Source organism: Lacinutrix sp. MEBiC02595 (genome assembly GCF_053601555.1).
On the sequence record NZ_JBSHNU010000222.1, the window covers coordinates 327,337 to 345,857 of the forward strand.

17 protein-coding genes are annotated in these 18,521 nt (G+C 33.4%); 10 read left to right on the forward strand and 7 right to left on the reverse strand.

The features are described from left to right. Positions 1-114 precede the first annotated feature (114 nt). Positions 115-378, forward strand: a complete 264-nt coding sequence (locus tag ACVCZW_RS11295; protein WP_452229809.1) for a hypothetical protein — start codon at positions 115-117, stop codon at positions 376-378. A 318-nt stretch (positions 379-696) separates the two neighbouring features. Here ACVCZW_RS11295 and ACVCZW_RS11300 read toward each other — a convergent pair whose 3' ends face one another. Beyond that, positions 697-1,884, reverse strand: a complete 1,188-nt coding sequence (locus ACVCZW_RS11300) for a pyridoxal phosphate-dependent aminotransferase (protein ID WP_452229810.1) — start codon at positions 1,882-1,884, stop codon at positions 697-699. A gap of 35 nt (positions 1,885-1,919) precedes the next feature. Then, the gene (locus tag ACVCZW_RS11305; RefSeq protein ID WP_452229811.1) at positions 1,920-3,014 is read right to left on the reverse strand and encodes a fatty acid desaturase family protein; all 1,095 of its coding nucleotides are present in this window, start codon (positions 3,012-3,014) and stop codon (positions 1,920-1,922) included. A gap of 142 nt (positions 3,015-3,156) precedes the next feature. Between ACVCZW_RS11305 and rsmG the strand changes: the two genes are divergently transcribed. Then, a complete protein-coding gene (rsmG, locus tag ACVCZW_RS11310; protein ID WP_452229812.1) occupies positions 3,157-3,786 on the forward strand; it encodes a 16S rRNA (guanine(527)-N(7))-methyltransferase RsmG in 630 nt (209 codons plus the stop codon). Here the strand turns inward: rsmG and ACVCZW_RS11315 are convergent. The 3 genes from ACVCZW_RS11315 to pruA all read right to left on the reverse strand — a co-directional run bounded on the left by ACVCZW_RS11315 (position 3,783) and on the right by pruA (position 8,488). Next, entirely contained in the window at positions 3,783-4,247 is a 465-nt protein-coding gene (locus tag ACVCZW_RS11315) for a cytochrome c oxidase assembly factor Coa1 family protein (protein WP_452232460.1), read from the reverse strand. The genes rsmG and ACVCZW_RS11315 overlap by 4 nt on opposite strands. A gap of 82 nt (positions 4,248-4,329) precedes the next feature. After that, positions 4,330-6,714 carry a T9SS type A sorting domain-containing protein gene (locus ACVCZW_RS11320; protein ID WP_452232461.1) on the reverse strand — a complete coding sequence of 795 codons (2,385 nt, stop codon included), beginning with the start codon at positions 6,712-6,714 and terminating at the stop codon, positions 4,330-4,332. A 145-nt stretch (positions 6,715-6,859) separates the two neighbouring features. Further along, on the reverse strand, positions 6,860-8,488 hold the full coding sequence (gene pruA, locus ACVCZW_RS11325) for an L-glutamate gamma-semialdehyde dehydrogenase (protein WP_452232462.1): 1,629 nt from the start codon (positions 8,486-8,488) through the stop codon (positions 6,860-6,862). Between the two features lie 144 nt (positions 8,489-8,632). Here pruA and ACVCZW_RS11330 point away from each other — a divergent pair, with 144 nt between their 5' ends. Together ACVCZW_RS11330 and ACVCZW_RS11335 are read left to right on the forward strand one after the other, a co-directional pair. Then, complete coding sequence (locus tag ACVCZW_RS11330; protein WP_452232463.1) at positions 8,633-9,358, forward strand: NRDE family protein; 726 nt, start codon at positions 8,633-8,635, stop codon at positions 9,356-9,358. Beyond that, on the forward strand, positions 9,351-10,346 hold the full coding sequence (locus ACVCZW_RS11335; RefSeq protein WP_452229817.1) for a DUF6695 family protein: 996 nt from the start codon (positions 9,351-9,353) through the stop codon (positions 10,344-10,346). The genes ACVCZW_RS11330 and ACVCZW_RS11335 overlap by 8 nt, the downstream gene beginning before the upstream one ends. Here the strand turns inward: ACVCZW_RS11335 and apaG are convergent. Continuing rightward, positions 10,343-10,729: a Co2+/Mg2+ efflux protein ApaG gene (gene apaG, locus ACVCZW_RS11340; RefSeq protein WP_452229818.1), complete on the reverse strand. Its 387-nt coding sequence runs from the start codon at positions 10,727-10,729 to the stop codon at positions 10,343-10,345. The genes ACVCZW_RS11335 and apaG overlap by 4 nt on opposite strands. Positions 10,730-10,835: 106 nt before the next feature. After that, positions 10,836-12,083 carry a type IX secretion system plug protein gene (locus ACVCZW_RS11345; protein ID WP_452232464.1) on the reverse strand — a complete coding sequence of 416 codons (1,248 nt, stop codon included), beginning with the start codon at positions 12,081-12,083 and terminating at the stop codon, positions 10,836-10,838. A gap of 196 nt (positions 12,084-12,279) precedes the next feature. Here ACVCZW_RS11345 and ACVCZW_RS11350 point away from each other — a divergent pair, with 196 nt between their 5' ends. From ACVCZW_RS11350 to nqrF, 6 genes are read left to right on the forward strand one after another with little or no spacing between them, the layout of a single operon-like run. Then, complete coding sequence (locus ACVCZW_RS11350) at positions 12,280-13,635, forward strand: Na(+)-translocating NADH-quinone reductase subunit A (protein ID WP_452229820.1); 1,356 nt, start codon at positions 12,280-12,282, stop codon at positions 13,633-13,635. 39 nt (positions 13,636-13,674) lie between these two features. Next, positions 13,675-14,880 (forward strand): NADH:ubiquinone reductase (Na(+)-transporting) subunit B, encoded by a 1,206-nt coding sequence (locus tag ACVCZW_RS11355; protein WP_452229821.1) that lies wholly within the window; start codon positions 13,675-13,677, stop codon positions 14,878-14,880. Positions 14,881-14,882: 2 nt separating this feature from the next. Further along, entirely contained in the window at positions 14,883-15,629 is a 747-nt protein-coding gene (locus ACVCZW_RS11360; RefSeq protein ID WP_452229822.1) for a Na(+)-translocating NADH-quinone reductase subunit C, read from the forward strand. Between the two features lie 3 nt (positions 15,630-15,632). Then, positions 15,633-16,277 carry an NADH:ubiquinone reductase (Na(+)-transporting) subunit D gene (locus ACVCZW_RS11365; protein WP_055445098.1) on the forward strand — a complete coding sequence of 215 codons (645 nt, stop codon included), beginning with the start codon at positions 15,633-15,635 and terminating at the stop codon, positions 16,275-16,277. A gap of 29 nt (positions 16,278-16,306) precedes the next feature. After that, on the forward strand, positions 16,307-17,023 hold the full coding sequence (gene nqrE, locus ACVCZW_RS11370; protein ID WP_452229823.1) for an NADH:ubiquinone reductase (Na(+)-transporting) subunit E: 717 nt from the start codon (positions 16,307-16,309) through the stop codon (positions 17,021-17,023). Position 17,024: 1 nt separating this feature from the next. Beyond that, positions 17,025-18,338 (forward strand): NADH:ubiquinone reductase (Na(+)-transporting) subunit F, encoded by a 1,314-nt coding sequence (gene nqrF, locus ACVCZW_RS11375; protein ID WP_452232465.1) that lies wholly within the window; start codon positions 17,025-17,027, stop codon positions 18,336-18,338. Positions 18,339-18,521: the final 183 nt, after the last annotated feature.

Sequence of the window (18,521 nt, forward strand, 5' to 3'; positions counted from 1 at the left end):
GAGCAAACCTCAAAATAATCTTTTATAGTATTTAAATAGAAATAAGAATCTACATTCTTGTAATACACTTCTATTGTCTAAAATTTAATGTTTCACTTTTAAAACCTGAAAATTATGGGATTTGGTGGTTCTGCACAAGCAATGATTACTATTCTTAAGAATAACGAAAAAATGCGTGCACAACGTAGTAAACGTAAAGCGTATGGAGGGAGCTATACTAGTGTAAGACTAGAGTTTCCGAATACTGCGACCGAACAAGATTTGAAAAAAATTGAAACGCGTTTACAGCGGGAAAACAAACAATTAAAATTAAAACGAATGCTTGTTTTCGGTTTCCTTTTTAGCATATTAATGTCACTAATTATTATTTATATATAAAACGATGTCTTTAGGAAAATTGATGCTATTCACGTTGAAGAATAATGAAAAATCTCAAACGTTTAAAAAAGAAAATTGCGAGACCATTTTTTGGTAAGATTGCCAAAATCGAATCCTTGTATAATTTTCCGAAAGCGACACCTGAAATTTTAGAAAAAATACGTTTGTAAATGGCTATTCAGAATAAAAAAGAAACTGTTTATTATCTAGTACGTTTGGTAATTACTTTGCTTTTATTTTTGCTAGTAATGGTATAAAAAAAGAGGCTATTAATAACAATTGTTTTAATAGCCTCTTTTAAATTTTATAAAGATAGAATTAACTAACCGCTTCTTTAATACGTTTTATAGCTTCTTTAATTTGCTCTTGACTTGCAGCATAAGAAATACGAATACAGTTTTTATCACCAAAAGCATCTCCTGTAACAGTAGCTACTAAAGCTTCTTCTAAAAGATATAAGGAGAAATCGGTAGCATTGTTTATTGTTTTTCCTCGTAAAGTCTTTCCGAAGAAATAAGAAACATCTGGAAATACGTAAAACGCACCTTCTGGAGTATTGGTTTTAAAACCTTCTATGTCATTCAATAAATCTAAAACCATATCCCGACGTGTTTTAAACTCGTCTATCATGTATTTTACAACACTTGGATCTGCATTTAAAGCCGTTATAACAGCACGTTGCGCTATACAGTTTGTTCCACTAGTTACTTGTCCTTGCATTTTATTACAAGCACGTGCAATCCAATCTGGAGCACCAATAAATCCAACTCTCCAGCCTGTCATGGCAAAAGCTTTAGAAACACCATTTACGGTAATTGTATTATCAAACATACCCTCAATTCCTGCCATACTTGCATGCGGCTTTCCTGTGTAGTTTATGTGTTCGTAAATTTCATCGGAAACGACATAAATATTCGGATGCTTTACTAAAACAGAAGCCAAAGCTTGTAATTCTTCTTTACTATATAGGGATCCACTTGGGTTACAAGGCGAACTAAACCAAAGCATTTTTGTTTTTGGGGTAATGGCAGCTTCTAATTGTGCGGCTGTCATTTTGAAGTCGGTATCTATAGACGTTTTTACTTCTACAGGAACGCCTTCAGCAACCTTAACAATATCACTATAACTTACCCAATACGGACAAGGTAAAATTACCTCGTCACCTTTATTTAACATTACTTGTGCTATGTTATATAAAGATTGTTTTGCACCTGTAGAAACAACTACTTGTGGTAAAGTATAGGTTAGATTATTGTCGCGTTTAAACTTTGTAATAACAGCTTCTTTTAAATCTACATAACCATCTACTGGGGAGTACGAATTGTAATTGTCGTTTACTGCCTGTATTGCAGCGTCCTTAATGAAATCAGGAGTATTAAAATCTGGTTCCCCAAGACTTAAACCAATAATATCTTTTCCTTCTGCTTTTAATTCTCTAGTTTTTGCTGCCATAGCTAAAGTGGCAGAAGTAGACATGTTTATTATTCTTTCTGAAAGTGGATTCATGTATGAAATGTTGTTTTGAGGTACAAAAAATGATGTTATGCCATGCTAGGTTTTTTACCTAGTACTTTTAGTTGTTGATAGTGTTCTCCTATTGCTTTCCACATCGTATTGTACTCGTTGTAAGGTAAGCTGAATTCATGCGCAGTATCTTTAACTATTTTGGCTATGTTTTTGTAATGAACATGGCTAATATGTGCGAATAAGTGGTGTTCTACTTGTCTGTTTAAACCTCCAGTATAAAATTCTACTAACCAATTTTTAGGAGAAAAGTTAGAAGTGGTGAATAACTGATGGATTGCCCAAGTATTCTTCATGTTACCGGCTTCATCAGGGATAGGCATATCTGTGTTTGGCATTACGTGTGCTAGTTGAAAAACAACACTTAAGATAATTCCAGCTGTATAATGCATGATTAAAAACCCGATTAAAACTTGCCACCAAGCATACCCCATTGCTAAAGGAAGAACTACCCAAATAGTGTAATATAGTATCTTACCAATAATTAACTTTGTCCATTGTGTAGCTGGTTTAGGGAATTCACCATAAGACAGTTTTCTTTTTAAATAAATATAGGTTTGTTTGAAATCTGTAGTAATTGCCCAGTTTACAGTTAGTAAACCATATAGTAAAAAGGCATAATATTTTTGGTATTGATGAATTTTTAACCATTTAGAATGCTTAGAAAAACGAATGATTCTTCCCGCATCGATGTCTTCATCATGTCCTTGAATGTTGGTGTACGTATGGTGTAATACATTATGTTGTACTTTCCAGTTGTAATCGTTTCCAGCTAAAATATGTATGCTGCTTCCCATTAATCTATTTACCCATTTTTTGCTAGAAAAAGAACCATGATTTGCATCATGCATCACATTCATTCCTACACCAGCCATCCCAATACCTATAACCATCATAGATATAATTTGAAGCCAAGTTGGTAAATCAACCGTTAATAAAAGTACTAAAGGACCAAGTAATAAAGTAAACATTACTATGGCTTTAGTATATAACTTCCAATTACCGGTTTTTTTAATTTTGTTCTCTTTAAAGTAGTTGTTAACACGTTTGTTTAGTGTTTTAAAAAACTTTGCCGAGTCTGTCCTTGAAAAAGTTATTGTTTGTTTTGTCATGCTATTATTTTTTACTGTATTATAACGTATAAATACAAGTATCAATTATTACACCAAAGATAAATAATATTGACGTGCATCTTAATAAAATTTTCATAAAAATGCACAATAATTTATCTACTTTTGTGCAAAATTAAAAACCATGGAGCTAATTCTTAAGTATTTCCCAAACCTTACAGAAGATCAGATTGATAAATTTACCAAGTTAGAAGCTTTGTATCAAGACTGGAATTTAAAGATTAATGTAGTGTCTAGAAAAGATATTGACGAACTATATTTACGTCACGTTCTGCATTCTTTAGCTATTGCAAAAGTCATTGATTTTAAACCGAAAACTAAAATCATGGATGTTGGTACTGGTGGAGGATTTCCAGGAATACCTTTAGCTATCTTGTATCCGGAATGCTCTTTTCATTTGGTAGATAGTATTAATAAAAAACTGAATGTTGTTAGAGAAGTTGCCGAAGGTTTAGGCTTAGAAAATGTAAAAACAACCCATTGTAGAGTCGAGGAAATTAAAGATACCTACGATTTTATTGTAAGTAGAGCAGTAGCCGCAATGCCAACTTTTGTACATTGGGTGAAAGGTAGAGTTGCTAAAAAACAAAACCATGAACTTAAAAATGGTATTATTTATTTAAAAGGAGGTGATTTAGCGGAAGAGTTACAGGATTACCCAAAAGCAACCATTTATAATATTTCAGATTATTATACCGAAGACTTTTTTGAAACTAAAAAAATAGTGCATGTGCCTTTAAAATATAAAGGTTAGAATCTTGATTTATATTCTGTTGGCGTAATAATAGTAATGATTTCTTTCTTTTCTATTGGCTTTTTAATTCGAACATTAATTTTTTTGTAATGCCATGTTTCATTAATTCTGTCCGCAGAAATATCTAACATAGCTTTACCCTTTTTACATGTTATTTTAATCGTAGTAAGTATGGATTTGTTGTTGTTTGAATATTGTACCGCGCCATTTAGTATAGTCATATTATCTATGGGGTCAATCGTTCCTAAAACTTTAATCACACGTTCGTTAATGCTCGCTTTTTCTATGGCTTCGTTGTACAGTTCTATATCTGTATAGGCTTTTGTGTAATCAATCAAAATGCCACTAAAGCCAGAAGAAGAAAACACAAACAGGAATAGAATAAAACTTATAGCTACAGCGGTAAACCATTTCCAATTACGATACCACCAACTTTTATGTGCAATAATCTCGTTATTCATTTTGTTCCATTTACTTCAAATATATCTAAAAAGAAAAACGCTTCAAAATAGAAGCGCTTTATATTCTTAAATTTCTAGGTTGTTATTTTACCATAAACTTTGTTTTTAAGTTTTGGTTTTCTGAAGTTTCAATATGTAAAATATATAAACCGGAAGCAACATGTAACGGTATTCTGGTTTTTGTGTTTAATGTTAAATTAGTATTATAAACCATTTTGCCTGTAACATCTACAATAGTAATTCTAGCATTGTTAAATGTTTTGGTGCTTAGAATATGTAAAGCATCTGTAATTGGGTTTTTTTCTAGTTTAATACTGGTTTCTAGGTTCGTATTTGTAGATAATGGTTGTTGAAAAATTTCATTTAGAGCAAATGCGACATTAGCTTCCGTTAAAGTAACGTGAGGTTGATTCTCTGTTGGCATATACCAAGCATCAAAAGGGGTGAGGTTAGATGTTGCTCTGGCGGTTGTAATTCCAGATGGGGCATGAAACCAATTAATTTCATTCGCAGATATTTCAAAAGCCATGGCGCTTACACTTGGTATAAAGTTAAAGTGATCTGTGGTTAAGGAACCTAAAAATTCACCTACTAAACCATCCGTTGCCAAATCTTCGGTAAGTCCTAAAATATCAAAAAGGCCACCGGAAGCCGAATCAATACCATCCGAGTATGTAAAAGAAGTTGTACTTGCATTGTTTCTTCTGTCATTTGCCAAAGGAAACCAAAGCGGAAAATCTAAGTGTACTTGGCTCATTTCAATTTGTGTTCCTGCAGCTGGTGTAAAATAGGTTTTAGCTTTTAGCTCTGCAACATCAAAAAGATCAATATTTGCATTTACAATTCGGCTACCAGGAACTAAGTTGTTAGTATTTGAAGTGTTGTCTTGATACCGACTATTATTACCGCTACCATTAATTATAGAAACGTTTCTGGTTAATTCTGGAAATCCGTAAGCATTATTACTAAGCGCATTCATACTATGGAAAAAAGTGTTTTTAAAGCCATGTGCTCTTGGTGTGGATAAACTGCTATTAAAAGTTACACCGTCACTATTTGTAATATGTGGTTCAAATTGATCGGTAAGCATTTGTCTTGCGGCTGCAGAGGTTAGCATACCATCAATAATTGGTTGTAGTTCCTCTACATTTTGGTCTCCCAAAAACCAAAAATCATCTAAACCAAAAGCAAGGAAATTAAATTGATGTTGAAAACCGATTGGCACGTTTGCGCCATGATGTGGTGCATCAAAAGAAATATATAATCTTGTGTCATGGTTCAGGGAAGGCACACTTTCCATATAATTTAATGCATATCTCGCGATTAGTCCGCCCATACTTGGGCCAATAACTACGTTTTGTGCATTTCCTACTTTCTGTGCATTAATTTCTTCAATCAAATGCACTAGTAACATAGCGTTACGTTCAATAAAATCGGAACCTCCATCAATAATGGCATTGTCGGCAGCCCGAGCATATACTGGAAAGTTTAAATATACCACATCAAAACCTTCTTCTTTAACTAGTGCTTCTAGGTTGGATGTGGAACCATTATCATCAAAATCTAATAATTCGCGTAATCCTGTAATGTCTCTTCCGTCACCTGGGTCAAATCCGTCGACTAAAAAAATAGGTTTGTCCAAAATGTTGTCATCACTTAAATATATTTCATATTCTCCAACTCCTGGATAGGAAGTAGCTTCACCATAAGCAGATAAATTAGGAGTAATACTAGAAGTGAATGTGGTAATTACTCTATTTTGGTAAGTATTTAAATCTTGATTGGAGTATTTAATTTCAATAGTTGAAGTGCTTGAAATTACTTCGTTATTATCTAAAGTTAGAGCGAAATGGAGCGTTTTTTTACCTGCTTCGGAATAATCGATAACTATGTTTTGATTTAGGTTTATATTTTTAAAACCTTTACCGTCATTAAAATCTATTGCAATATTTTGAAAGCCATTTTCTGTAGTATTAAATACATTGGAAGCATCTAAGCGAAATGTTGTTTGCAGCCCTTTTGTTGTTGCACGTAGCGCAGAAGCAGTGGTTATAGTGCTTTTTTCAAAAACAGGTGTTTCTACATTTGTTCTTCGCAAATTTCCTTGCGTATCTCTAGTTACTATGTGGTTTCGCATAGCGGTTTCTGTTATAGATTCAAAGTCGCTATGTAATATTGCTAACGGAATTACATTAGTAAAGTAACTCTGGTTGCGCTGCTCTTTTAAGCTTTGTACAGGTAAAAGACGTTCTTGCAGGTCTCCTTGAGCAATTGTTTTGTATGCTTGGTAAAACCCTAGGTTGTTAATTGTTTTGTGGTTATAACTGGTAATATCTCCAATTACAGATTTTTGTGCAAAAAAAGAAGTTTCCATATCTGAGGTGTCAAACTTAAGAAGGGCTTTTTTGTTTTGAGAGAATGTGGTTAAAGTAATAAAGGAAAATAATAAAAAGTATAAATTTTTCATATAATAGAGGGATTGATTAATCTTTTTAAATATATGAAGTTCTCTCAGTATTTTTTTAATTATGTATAGATTTAAGATAAAAGGTATAAAAAAACCCTTGAAATGATAAAATTTCAAGGGTTTTTTTGTGTATAATTAATTTTGTTTACTCTCCTAAAAATGGATATCTGTAATCTGTTGGTGTTACAAATGTTTCTTTAATCATTCTTGGTGAAACCCAACGTTGTAAGTTTAAAATACTTCCAGCTTTATCGTTTGTTCCAGAACCTCTAGCACCTCCAAAAGGTTGTTGTCCTACAACAGCACCAGTTGGTTTGTCGTTAATATAGAAGTTTCCAGCACAGTTTTCTAAAGCTTTTGTTGCTTCAATAACCGCATATCTATCTGTTGCTAAAATAGCACCAGTTAACGCGTAGTCACTAGTTTCGTCAACTAGTTTTAAGGTTTCCGAATATTTGTCATCCTCATAAACATAAATAGTCATAACAGGTCCAAATAACTCATCACACATCGTCGTATATTTTGGGTCTTCTGCTACAATTACAGTAGGCTCAATAAAGTAACCTTTGCTTTTATCGTGACCACCACCAACAATAATGTCGGCACCTTTGTCTTCTTTAGCTTGGTCAATATATTTTGCAAGTTTATCGAAAGAACCTTCATGAATTACAGCAGTAATAAAGTTGCTCATATCTTCTGGAGATCCCATTTTAAAAGATTTTACATCTTTAATTACTTGCTCTTTTACTTCATTCCAAATGCTTTTAGAAACATAAGCACGAGAAGCAGCACTACATTTTTGTCCTTGAAATTCAAAAGCACCTCTAACAATAGCAGTTGCTACTTGTTTTGGGTTTGCAGTTTTGTGGGCAACGATAAAATCTTTACCTCCAGTTTCTCCAACAATTTTTGGGTATGTTTTGTAGTTATGGATATTGTTTCCAATTTGTTTCCATAATTCTTGAAATACATAAGTAGAACCTGTAAAGTGTAAACCAGAAAAATCTGGACTAGCCAATACGGTGTCTGTAATCATAACTGGATCACCAAATACTACATTGATCACACCTGCAGGTACGCCAGCTTCTTCAAATACATCCATAATTACTTTTGCAGAGTATATTTGAGAATCACTAGGTTTCCATACTACTACATTTCCCATCATTGCCATACAAGCAGGTAAGTTACCAGCAATAGCAGTAAAGTTAAATGGAGATACCGCGTATACAAAACCTTCCAGAGGTCTGTATTCAATTTTATTCCATGCGTCACTTGTACTTTCTGGTTGTTCGTGGTACATATCTGTCATAAACTGTACGTTAAAACGTAAAAAGTCTATTAACTCACAAGAAGCATCAATTTCTGCTTGGTGAATGGTTTTAGATTGTGCCATCATAGTAGCAGCATTTATTTTTGCTCTATATGGACCAGCAATTAATTCGGCAGCTTTTAAAAAGATAGCAGCACGATCTTGCCATGGCACTTGAGACCAACCTTTTCTTGCTTCAAGAGCAGTAGAGATAGCTTCATCTACATGCGATTTGTCAGCGATATGGTATTGACCAACAATATGTTTATGATCATGAGGCGGAGACATTGTTCTAGTGTTACCAGTAGTAACATCTTTCCCGTTTATGTACATTGGCACGTCTAAATTGCTGTTGTACATTTCTTTATATGTTTTTGAAATAGCTTCACGATATTCGCAACCAGGAGCATACGCTCTTACAGGTTCGTTTATTGCGATTGGAACATTAAAAAATCCTTTTCCCATTTTATTTTGAGTTTTTAGTTGTAAAATTTGAAGTGCAAAGTTACGATATTTTTATAGATTAGTAATTCTTTGAAATATTAAAGGCAAGTTAAATTATAAGATATTTTTTGTAAGTTGCCGTGCAGATTAAAGACTACAAAAAACATGTGTACAGTAACTATTTTTGCTAAAGGAGAAAATGATTTTGTGTTAACCTCGAATAGAGATGAAGCACCAAATCGTGTTTCTTTATCTCCAGATTTTTATTCGGTAAATACCACTAAAATGTTGTTTCCTAAAGACGAAAAAGCTGGAGGAACCTGGATTGGTGTTAGTGAAAAAAGCCGATTGATTTGTTTATTAAATGGCGGTTTTGACTTGCATAGTAGAAAGGATAACTATAGATTGAGTAGAGGAGTTGTGGTTACAGATTTATTAGCTTCGGAAGAAATTGTTACCGCAATAGAAGCATATGACCTTCACGATATTGAGCCATTTACTATAGTAGTTGCCGATTGGAATACGGATTTACAATTTTATGAATTGGTTTGGGATGGAACTCAGAAATATTTCAGTAAGTTACCTAAGGAAGCTAGAGTTTGGTCTTCATCTACTTTGTATACTAAAGCCATGCGAGAAGAGCGGAAACAATGGTTTGCAAATTTTAAAACCAAAAACGAACTGTCTTCCGCGAAAGCGTTACAATTTCATCAAAATACACATATAGATAATACGGAATACGGTGTTATTATGGATAGAGGTTTTGTGAAAACGACTAGTATTACTCAGGTGGAGAAAACAAAAGATAAAGTTTCTATGCTTTTTAAAAACCTGCAAAGCAATACGCAATCTTCTAAATTATTTTTATTTCCTGAAAAAATTCATGAATAATACAGCAATTATTGTAACACTTGCGTATCCAGAAACTATTGTGATGGTTGCAGACGAATGGTATTCGCCATATTTACGTTTTATAGGGATAGGAAAAAAAAATTATCTAAGAGCGGGGCATGCTGCTTTGGTTTTAATTGAAAAAACGACAGGTGTTTTAGAGTATCATGATTTTGGGAGATATATTACACCAGAACCTAACGGAAGAGTTAGAGGTCGAGATACCGATCATGAGTTAGATTTTCCTGTTACCGCTAGTATTAAAGATGACGAAATACAGAATTTAAATGAAATTTTGGAATTTCTTGGTACACACCCAAAACTAACCCATGGTGAAGGTAAATTAATAGCTTCGGTTTGTGATGCTGTAGATTATGATTTGGCAAGGCAGCATATAACAAAAATGCAGCAACGAGACTTTATTCGGTATGCGGCTTTTGTGAAAAACGCATGTAATTGCGCACGCTTTGTTACGGATGCTTTAATAGCTTCCGTAACCGATAAAGTAATACATAATAAGTTGCAAAAATCGAAATGGTTTACGCCAAGTACGGTTGGTAATGTAGTAATTGCAGATACGGGAAATAGGATTTATGAAGTTTCGGAAGCTGGAGAAATCTCTGAATATACATCTTCGGTTAGTAAAGATAATAGGCGTTATTTTTTAGATAAATTAAAAGAGCATACGCCAAATTTTGTGGGTACTTTAGAGCCTAAGCATGTTGCAGATTTACATGAAAAAGCACAATGGCTTTCTGGTATTGCTGCTGGAGCTTGGTATGAGTTGCATGAAACCGAAAAGAATTTAGAATATTGGTATAAACGAATTTCACCGCATGGAAATATCGATGTGCACGCTTTATATGAAGTGAATGAAACTGGGTTTAAGTATCATGAATCTTATGAATTTATACATTACTCCAATTGTAAATTCTTTCATGTAGAACAAAACGGAAGGGTGTACAGATTTGAAATTAAAGAAAATTAATTTAAAGCAAAAGGAGCGCTTAGTTTAAACGTCGGTATTGCTACATGAAATTTTTTGGTATTGCTAAAATTCACCATTTCGTAATATCCCTTCATCGCTCCAAAAGGAGAAGTAAGTAAGCAACCAGAATTATAGGTGTGAGATTCTCCCGGTTTTAAAACAGGTTTTTTACCAATAACACCTTCACCAGAAACCGTTTCCACGTGGTTTAGCGCGTCAAAGATTGTCCAATGTCTTGCATTAAGTTGCACAGAGTCTTTACTCTGATTTTCAATAGTTACTTCATATCCAAAGGCGAATTGTATTTTATAATTTTTATAAAATGTGCCTTCAAAAGTAGTGTCTACCGATATTTTTATGCCTTTTGTAACTTGTTGAACCATTTTAACTTCTGATAATCAGGGGTTTTAGTAATCAAAAATACTAAAAAATAAATAATTAAAACTTATTTTAGTATTTCTTTGATAGGAATATAATGAAATATTCTGATTAATTAGTAATATTAACAGAGCTAGCTTCGCCAAGACCAATAATCTTATCATAACGAGCGCCTAGATCTCTATAGTAAACCAATACTTTGTAATTGTTTTCTGCTTGCCAAAAATTTCCGCTAATGGCACCTTCGTCTACATTACCTTTTTTATCTACAACTACATATTTATAATTGTAAAATCCTTGTTTTAATAAAATTGCATTTTTATAAACACCTCGTTCTGTATTAAAAGCCATTTTTGTAGTTTCATCAATGGTGTAATTATTGAAATTACCATAGACATGTAGTTCTTTGCCGTCTGGCAGTTGATCCAATTGCAAAGAGAAAAACATCCAAACATAATCTGCTTCAATACTAGAATTACTAGCATCTATTGCGGTTACCAAATAATTACCATTAATATCTGGGTTATACGTGTAAGGTTTGTCGTGTCTTACCAGATTAGTGTATAAATAATTGTGGTACAAATCTTTTAAATCAATAAACTGAATACCTGTATTTGCTGCTCTAACATCTTTATTTTCAAACCATAAATATTCGTTTCCAGCCCAAAAACTAGTTTCTGTATTATACTTGTAAATAAGTTCGTTACCTAATGTGTACATTGGTTTAATACCAGAAATTGCAGTATTTAAATTGTTGTTTTGAACAATAACTGTTTTAATGGTTTGTTTTGGATTGTTAAAATGAGAATTAGTAGATGATATGGTGATATCCACCGTTTGTTTACTTTCTATTTCTCTAACATCACGTGATCTTTTTATCGCTACACCTACATTTGCCGCTACTTCATAAATCATGAATTTTCTTGAAAAAACAAGGTCGTCATAATCATCATAAATTTTAAGCATATAATTCCCAGAAATTTTTAGTCTGCGTGTTTGTTCATTAGGAATGGTTAGTTGGTAATTCGAGTAAATTTGTAGGGTATTAAAGGAGTTTTCGTAAGTTCGTATACGTTGTTTGTCGAAACCATCTAAATATTCAATTTTAGATAAAACGGAAGGCGTCCAATCATAATTATAATGTTCTATCACATAATAAAAGTCTTCTTCGTCACCATTTAAGGCGTCAAATTCTAGTTTTAAATATTCGCCAAGTTTTAAAACAGGCAATTGACTTTCTGCTGTGTTCCCTTTAAAAGTGATTGTTTTGATATAATCTGGTGGCGCAACTTCTTGTGCTACTTGTGCCAAAAGTGTTGTGGAAAACAAGAGTGTTACTAGTATGTATTTAAAATTCACAGGTGTAAAATTGTTGATTTGCAGTAAATATAAGCAAATTTTATGCCTAAGTTAATCAATTTATTTAGATTGAATATAAATAGTATGGAAGACGATTTTTAACCATGTTTTTATGGATTTATTCGTAAATTTGCATCGATTTTTAAGATAATTAAGAATTAGAAACACTATAACTATTAACAAATAGATTTATAATATGTCAAACGACATTAAGATTAAAAAAGGTCTAGATATTAAGTTAAAAGGAACTGCAGAAAAGGCAAAAGAAAATGCCATTATCAGTAACTTTTTTTCTGTAAGACCAGAAGATTTCCACAGTGTTATACCCAAATTAATCGCGAAAGTTGGAACTAAAGTAAAAGCAGGAGAACCTATTTTTTACGATAAGACGAACGAAGCTATACAATTTGTTTCTCCAGTTTCTGGTGAAATTACAGACATTCCTCGTGGAGAAAAACGTAAAATTTTAGCAATTAAAATTCAAGCCGACAAAGAGCAATCTTACCAAGATAATGGTAAGTTTAATGTAGATGCTGCAAAAGCAGAAGACGTTAAAGCACATTTGTTAGCTTCAGGATGTTGGCCTTTTATTAAGCAACGTCCTTATGATGTAATTGCAAATCCAAACAAAGCGCCAAAAGCAATTTTCGTTTCTGCTTATGCTTCTGCACCATTGGCTGCAGATCTAGATTTTACCCTTCAAGGTAAAGAAGCAGAATTACAAGCTGCTGTTACAGCGTTAACTAAATTAACCGAAGGACAAGTTCATATTTCTGTTGGTAAAAACAGTAACTCTCCATTAGCTAACCTTTCTGGTGCAACTATTCATAAAGTTTCTGGGCCACATCCTTCTGGGAACGTGGGTACACAAATAAACAAAATAGATCCTGTTAATAAAGGAGAAGTTGTTTGGACAGTAAACGCACAAGACCTTGTTATTATTGGTGAATTATTACTAACGGGTAAATTTAATGCAGAACGTATTGTTGCTTTAGCAGGTTCTTCTGTGAAAAGTCCAAGATACTTTGTTACTAAACTTGGAGCTGAGGTTGCGTCTATGATTTATGATAACGGCGTAGATAAAAATGAGGATATTAGAATCATTTCTGGAAACGTATTAAGCGGTAAGCAAGTACAACCAGATGGTTATTTAGATTATTACAGTAATATAATTACCGTAATACCAGAAGGTAACGATTACGAATTATTTGGTTGGAATAAACCCGTTTTTAATAAAGTGTCTACTTCAAGAGCATTTACGTTCTCTTGGTTAACACCTAACAAAGAATACGATTTAAATACCAATACCAATGGAGAACATCGTGCTTTTGTTACCACTGGAACATACGAAGAGGTTTTTCCTTTAGATATCTTTCCAATGCAAATTTTAAAAGCTTGTATGTATAAAGATTTAGATGAAATGGAAGCTTTAGGAATGTACGAAGTTGCTCCTGAAGATTTTGCTTTAACAGAATTTGTATGTGTATCTAAACAACCGCATCAAGATATTATTAGAAAAGGGTTAGACTTAATGCTAAAAGAAATTGGATAAATTATTCATTGAACAACGAGAAATGAAAAATATTACAAAATGGGTTTAAAAAGTAATTTACATAACTTAAAAGAAAAGTATAAAGGAACAAAGATGGCTCCTGCGTTTAACGCAATCCATACTTTTTTGTACTTGCCAAATGAGACTACGCATAATGGTACTCATATCAAAGCAGCAGACGATTTAAAACGTACGATGAATACGGTAATCATGGCACTTGTACCATGTTTAATATTCGGTATGTTTAACGCTGGTTATCAACATTATTTAGCTTCTGGAGCTATTGAAGCAGCTAACGGATTTTTTAGTTCTTCTTTCTGGGCGTGGGACAACTTAGTTGTTGGGCTTTGGAAAGTGTTACCATTAGTACTTGTTTCTTACGGAGTTGGTTTACTTGTAGAATTTATTTTCGCAGTAATTAAAGGTCACGAAGTAGAAGAAGGGTACTTAGTAACGGGAATGTTAGTACCACTTATAGTACCAATCGATATTCCTTTATGGATGCTTGCAGTAGCAGTAATCTTTGGTGTTGTTATTGGTAAAGAAGTTTTTGGTGGTACAGGAATGAATATATTAAATCCTGCATTAACCATTCGTGCATTCTTATTCTTTGCATATCCTACTTGGATGTCTGGAGATAAAGTTTGGGTAGAAGGTGCAAAAGAATTGGCTGGAACTCCAGATGCTATTTCTGGGGAAACGATCTTAGGAACTTTGGCTCAAAATCATGAAGTCACACACTCTGTAGCAGATATGTTTTTAGGCTTTATTCCTGGTTCTGTTGGAGAGACATCCACATTGTTAATTGTATTAGCCGCATTATTCTTAGTGTTTTCTAAAATAGGAAGCTGGAGAATTATGTTGTCTTCTGCTGTTGGAGCTTTAGCAATGGGATTAATATTTAATGGTCTTGTAAATGCGGAAGTAATTGCAGATGGAAGTAAGTTTTACGGATTAATGAGTACACCATTTTGGCAACACTTACTTATTGGTGGTTTTGCTTTTGGTACGGTATTTATGGCAACAGATCCTGTTACTGCATCACAAACCAATAAAGGAAAATGGATTTATGGATTTTTAATAGGATTCCTTTCTATATTAATTAGAGTATTTAATCCTGCATATCCAGAAGGAGTAATGTTAGCCATTCTATTAATGAATGTGTTTGCGCCAACTATTGACCATTACGTGGTTCAAGGAAATGTAAAAAGAAGAATGAAGCGTTTAAAAACTAAAGTTGCTTAAACATGGAAAAAAGAACAGATAAAAACTCATACACTATACTTTTTGCCATTGCAATGGTAATTGTAGTAGGAGGTTTGCTAGCTTTTACAGCTTCAGCATTACGACCAAGAATTGATAATAACGAAAGATTAGAAAAGCAACAAAACATTTTGTATGCTATGGGAATCAACGAAAATGAAGGTAACTCTGCCATTTTTGTTTCTACAGATAAAGCTCCAGAATTGTTTACAGAATACATCAAAAAACAATTAGTAATTGAAGGAGATAAAGTATCTGAAGACGATAAAGCATATCTAATCGATGTGAAAAAACAACAAACAAGAGCAAAAGCTGGAGAGGTAAGAAAACTTCCTTTATTTGTTGGTGAAAAAGATGGTCAAACATTTTATATCGCACCAATTAGAGGAAAAGGACTTTGGGATGCCGTTTGGGCTTATATTGCTATGGATGAGAACATGGTGGTACAAGGTGCTTATTTTGATCATAAAGGAGAAACAGCAGGTTTAGGTGCAAACATTAAACAACGTTTCTTTATGGATGACTTTATTGGAGAACACCTAAAGTCTAACGGAACTTTTAAAGGTATTAATATCTCTAAAAGTAACAACGATCCTAAAAACGAAGATAAAACAGATAACGAGGTAGATGCAATAGCTGGTGCAACAATTACTGGAGACGGTGTTTCTGCAATGATAAAATCAGAGCTTAAGCAATATGTACCTTATTTCGAAAACTTAAAAAAGAATTAATTTATGGGACTTTTATCAAAAAAAGACGCAGCATTAATTACAGATCCATTAGCAGATAATAACCCAATTACGATTCAAGTACTTGGTATTTGTTCTGCATTAGCAATTACTGCAGAATTGGAAGCAGCCATCGTAATGTCTGTTTCGGTATTATTTGTATTAGCTATTGGTAACGTAGTTATCTCTTTAATGCGAAACATTATACCTTCAAAAATTAGAATTATTGTACAACTTATTGTGGTTGCTGCATTAGTAATTATTGTAGATCAAGTATTAAAAGCTTTTGCTTATGAATTAAGTAAAACACTTTCTGTATTTGTCGGATTAATTATTACAAACTGTATCATTATGGGGCGTTTTGAAGCTTTCGCTTTAGCAAACAAACCTTGGCGTTCTTTTCTTGACGGTATTGGAAATGCTTTAGGATACGGAGTGATTTTAATTATTGTAGCATTCTTTAGAGAGCTTTTAGGGGCTGGAACTTTACTAGGTATTCCTGTATTAGGAGATCCTATTGAAAAAACAGGATTATACGCTTTAGGTTACGAAAACAATGGTTTCATGATTATGCCTCCTATGGCATTAATTGTAGTAGGAATTATTATTTGGGTACAACGTAGTAGAAACAAAGCATTAATAGAAGATTAAGCTAGTAACTACTAACAAACTATAAAAAAATGGAATATTTAGAATTATTTTTAAAATCGATATTTATAGATAACATGGTGTTTTCCGTATTCTTAGGAATGTGTTCATACCTTGCCGTATCTAAAAAAGTAACTACAGCCGTTGGTTTAGGAGCTGCAGTAATCTTTGTATTAGCAATTACAGTGCCTTTAAACTGGTTATTAGATCAGTATGTGTTACAACCAGGAGCATTAAAATGGTTGGGTGCAGAATATGCAGACTACGATTTAAGTTTCCTTTCTTTTATCATGTTTATTGCAACTATTGCAACCATGGTACAATTAGTAGAAATAGTAGTGGAGAAATTTTCACCATCATTATATAATTCCCTTGGTATTTTCTTACCATTAATTGCAGTAAACTGTGCCATTTTAGGAGGGTCTTTATTCATGCAATCTCGTGAAATTCCAACATTAGGATTAGCTACTGTATATGGCGTTGGTTCTGGAATAGGATGGTTTTTAGCAATATTAGCTATTGCAGCTATTCGTGAAAAAATTAGATATTCTAACGTTCCTCCAGCATTAAGAGGTTTAGGAATAACATTTATCATTACGGGTTTAATGGCTATTGGGTTTATGAGTTTTGGTGGAATGTTAACCGGAGGTGATGAAGAAGAAACGAAAGCCGATAAAACAGTACAAGTAGAAACGGTAGATAAAGAAAGCTCAAAGGAGTTAGCTAACAACACAACAATAAACGAGTAACATGATATTAGCAGCAAGCACATTAGGAATCATAATAGCAACTGTAGCAGCTTTTTTACTAGTAACTTTAGTATTAGTATCTCTGTTATTATTTGTTAAACAAAAGTTATCTCCATCTGGTCCTGTAAAGATTACGATCAACGGAGAACGTGAAATAGAAGTAAGTTCTGGAGATAGTTTATTATCTACATTAGGAGCTCAAAAAATATTCTTACCGTCTGCATGTGGTGGTGGTGGAACTTGTATTCAATGTGAATGTCACGTCCTTTCCGGTGGTGGCGAAGCATTACCAACAGAAACACCGCACTTTTCTAGAAAAGAATTAGCGCATGGCGCACGTTTATCTTGTCAGGTAAAAGTGAAACAAGACATGGAAATTACAATTCCTGAAGAAGTTTTCGGAATTAAAAAATGGGAAGCAACCGTAGTTTCAAACTATAACGTTGCTACATTTATTAAAGAATTTGTAGTGGAGATCCCAGAAGATATGAACTACAAAGCTGGTGGATATATTCAAATTGAAATCCCTAGTTGTGAAATTAAATATGCAGATATGGACGTTTCTGCACACCCTCAAGATCATCCAGGAGAACCAGATAAGTTTAAAGGAGATTGGGAAAAGTTTGGTTTATGGCCGTTGGTTATGAAAAATAACGAACTTGTAGAAAGAGCCTATTCTATGGCTTCTTACCCTGCAGAAGGAAGAAAAATTATGCTTAATGTACGTGTTGCAACGCCTCCTTTTGATCGCGCCAAAGGCGGATGGATGGATGTAAATCCAGGTGTTGCATCTTCTTATATTTTTAATCAGAAAGTTGGAGATAAAGTAACCATCTCTGGACCTTATGGTGAATTCTTTATTAATGATTCGGAAGCAGAAATGCTTTACGTAGGTGGTGGAGCAGGAATGGCGCCAATGCGTTCTCATTTATATGAATTATTCAGAACATTAAAAACTGGAAGAAAAGTAACATATTGGTATGGTGGACGTTCTAAAGCAGAATTATTCTACATACATTACTTTAGAGCATTAGAAAAAGATTTCCCGAATTTCAAATTCTTTATTGCATTATCAGATCCTACGGAAGCAGATAACTGGCAACTAAAACAAGATGTTGAAGATCCTAACGGTGATGGGTTTACAGGGTTTATACACCAAGTAGTAATCGATCAATATTTATCTAAACATGAGTCTCCAGAAGACATTGAATTATATTTCTGTGGACCTCCATTAATGAACCAAGCAGTTCAAAAAATGGGTGAAGACTTCGGAATAGATGATGAGAATATCCGTTTTGATGACTTTGGTGGATAGACATTAATTGTTCACGAAACCAGTTTAAGTGGTTAACTATAAATTAAAACCCAATACATTTTGTATTGGGTTTTTTTATATCCATTATTTTTATATAATTTCTTGCTATACAGTTTATTAATATTAAAAAAGAAAGTATATTTATTGTCATATATTACTTACAAGTTTAAAAGCTATTTTACG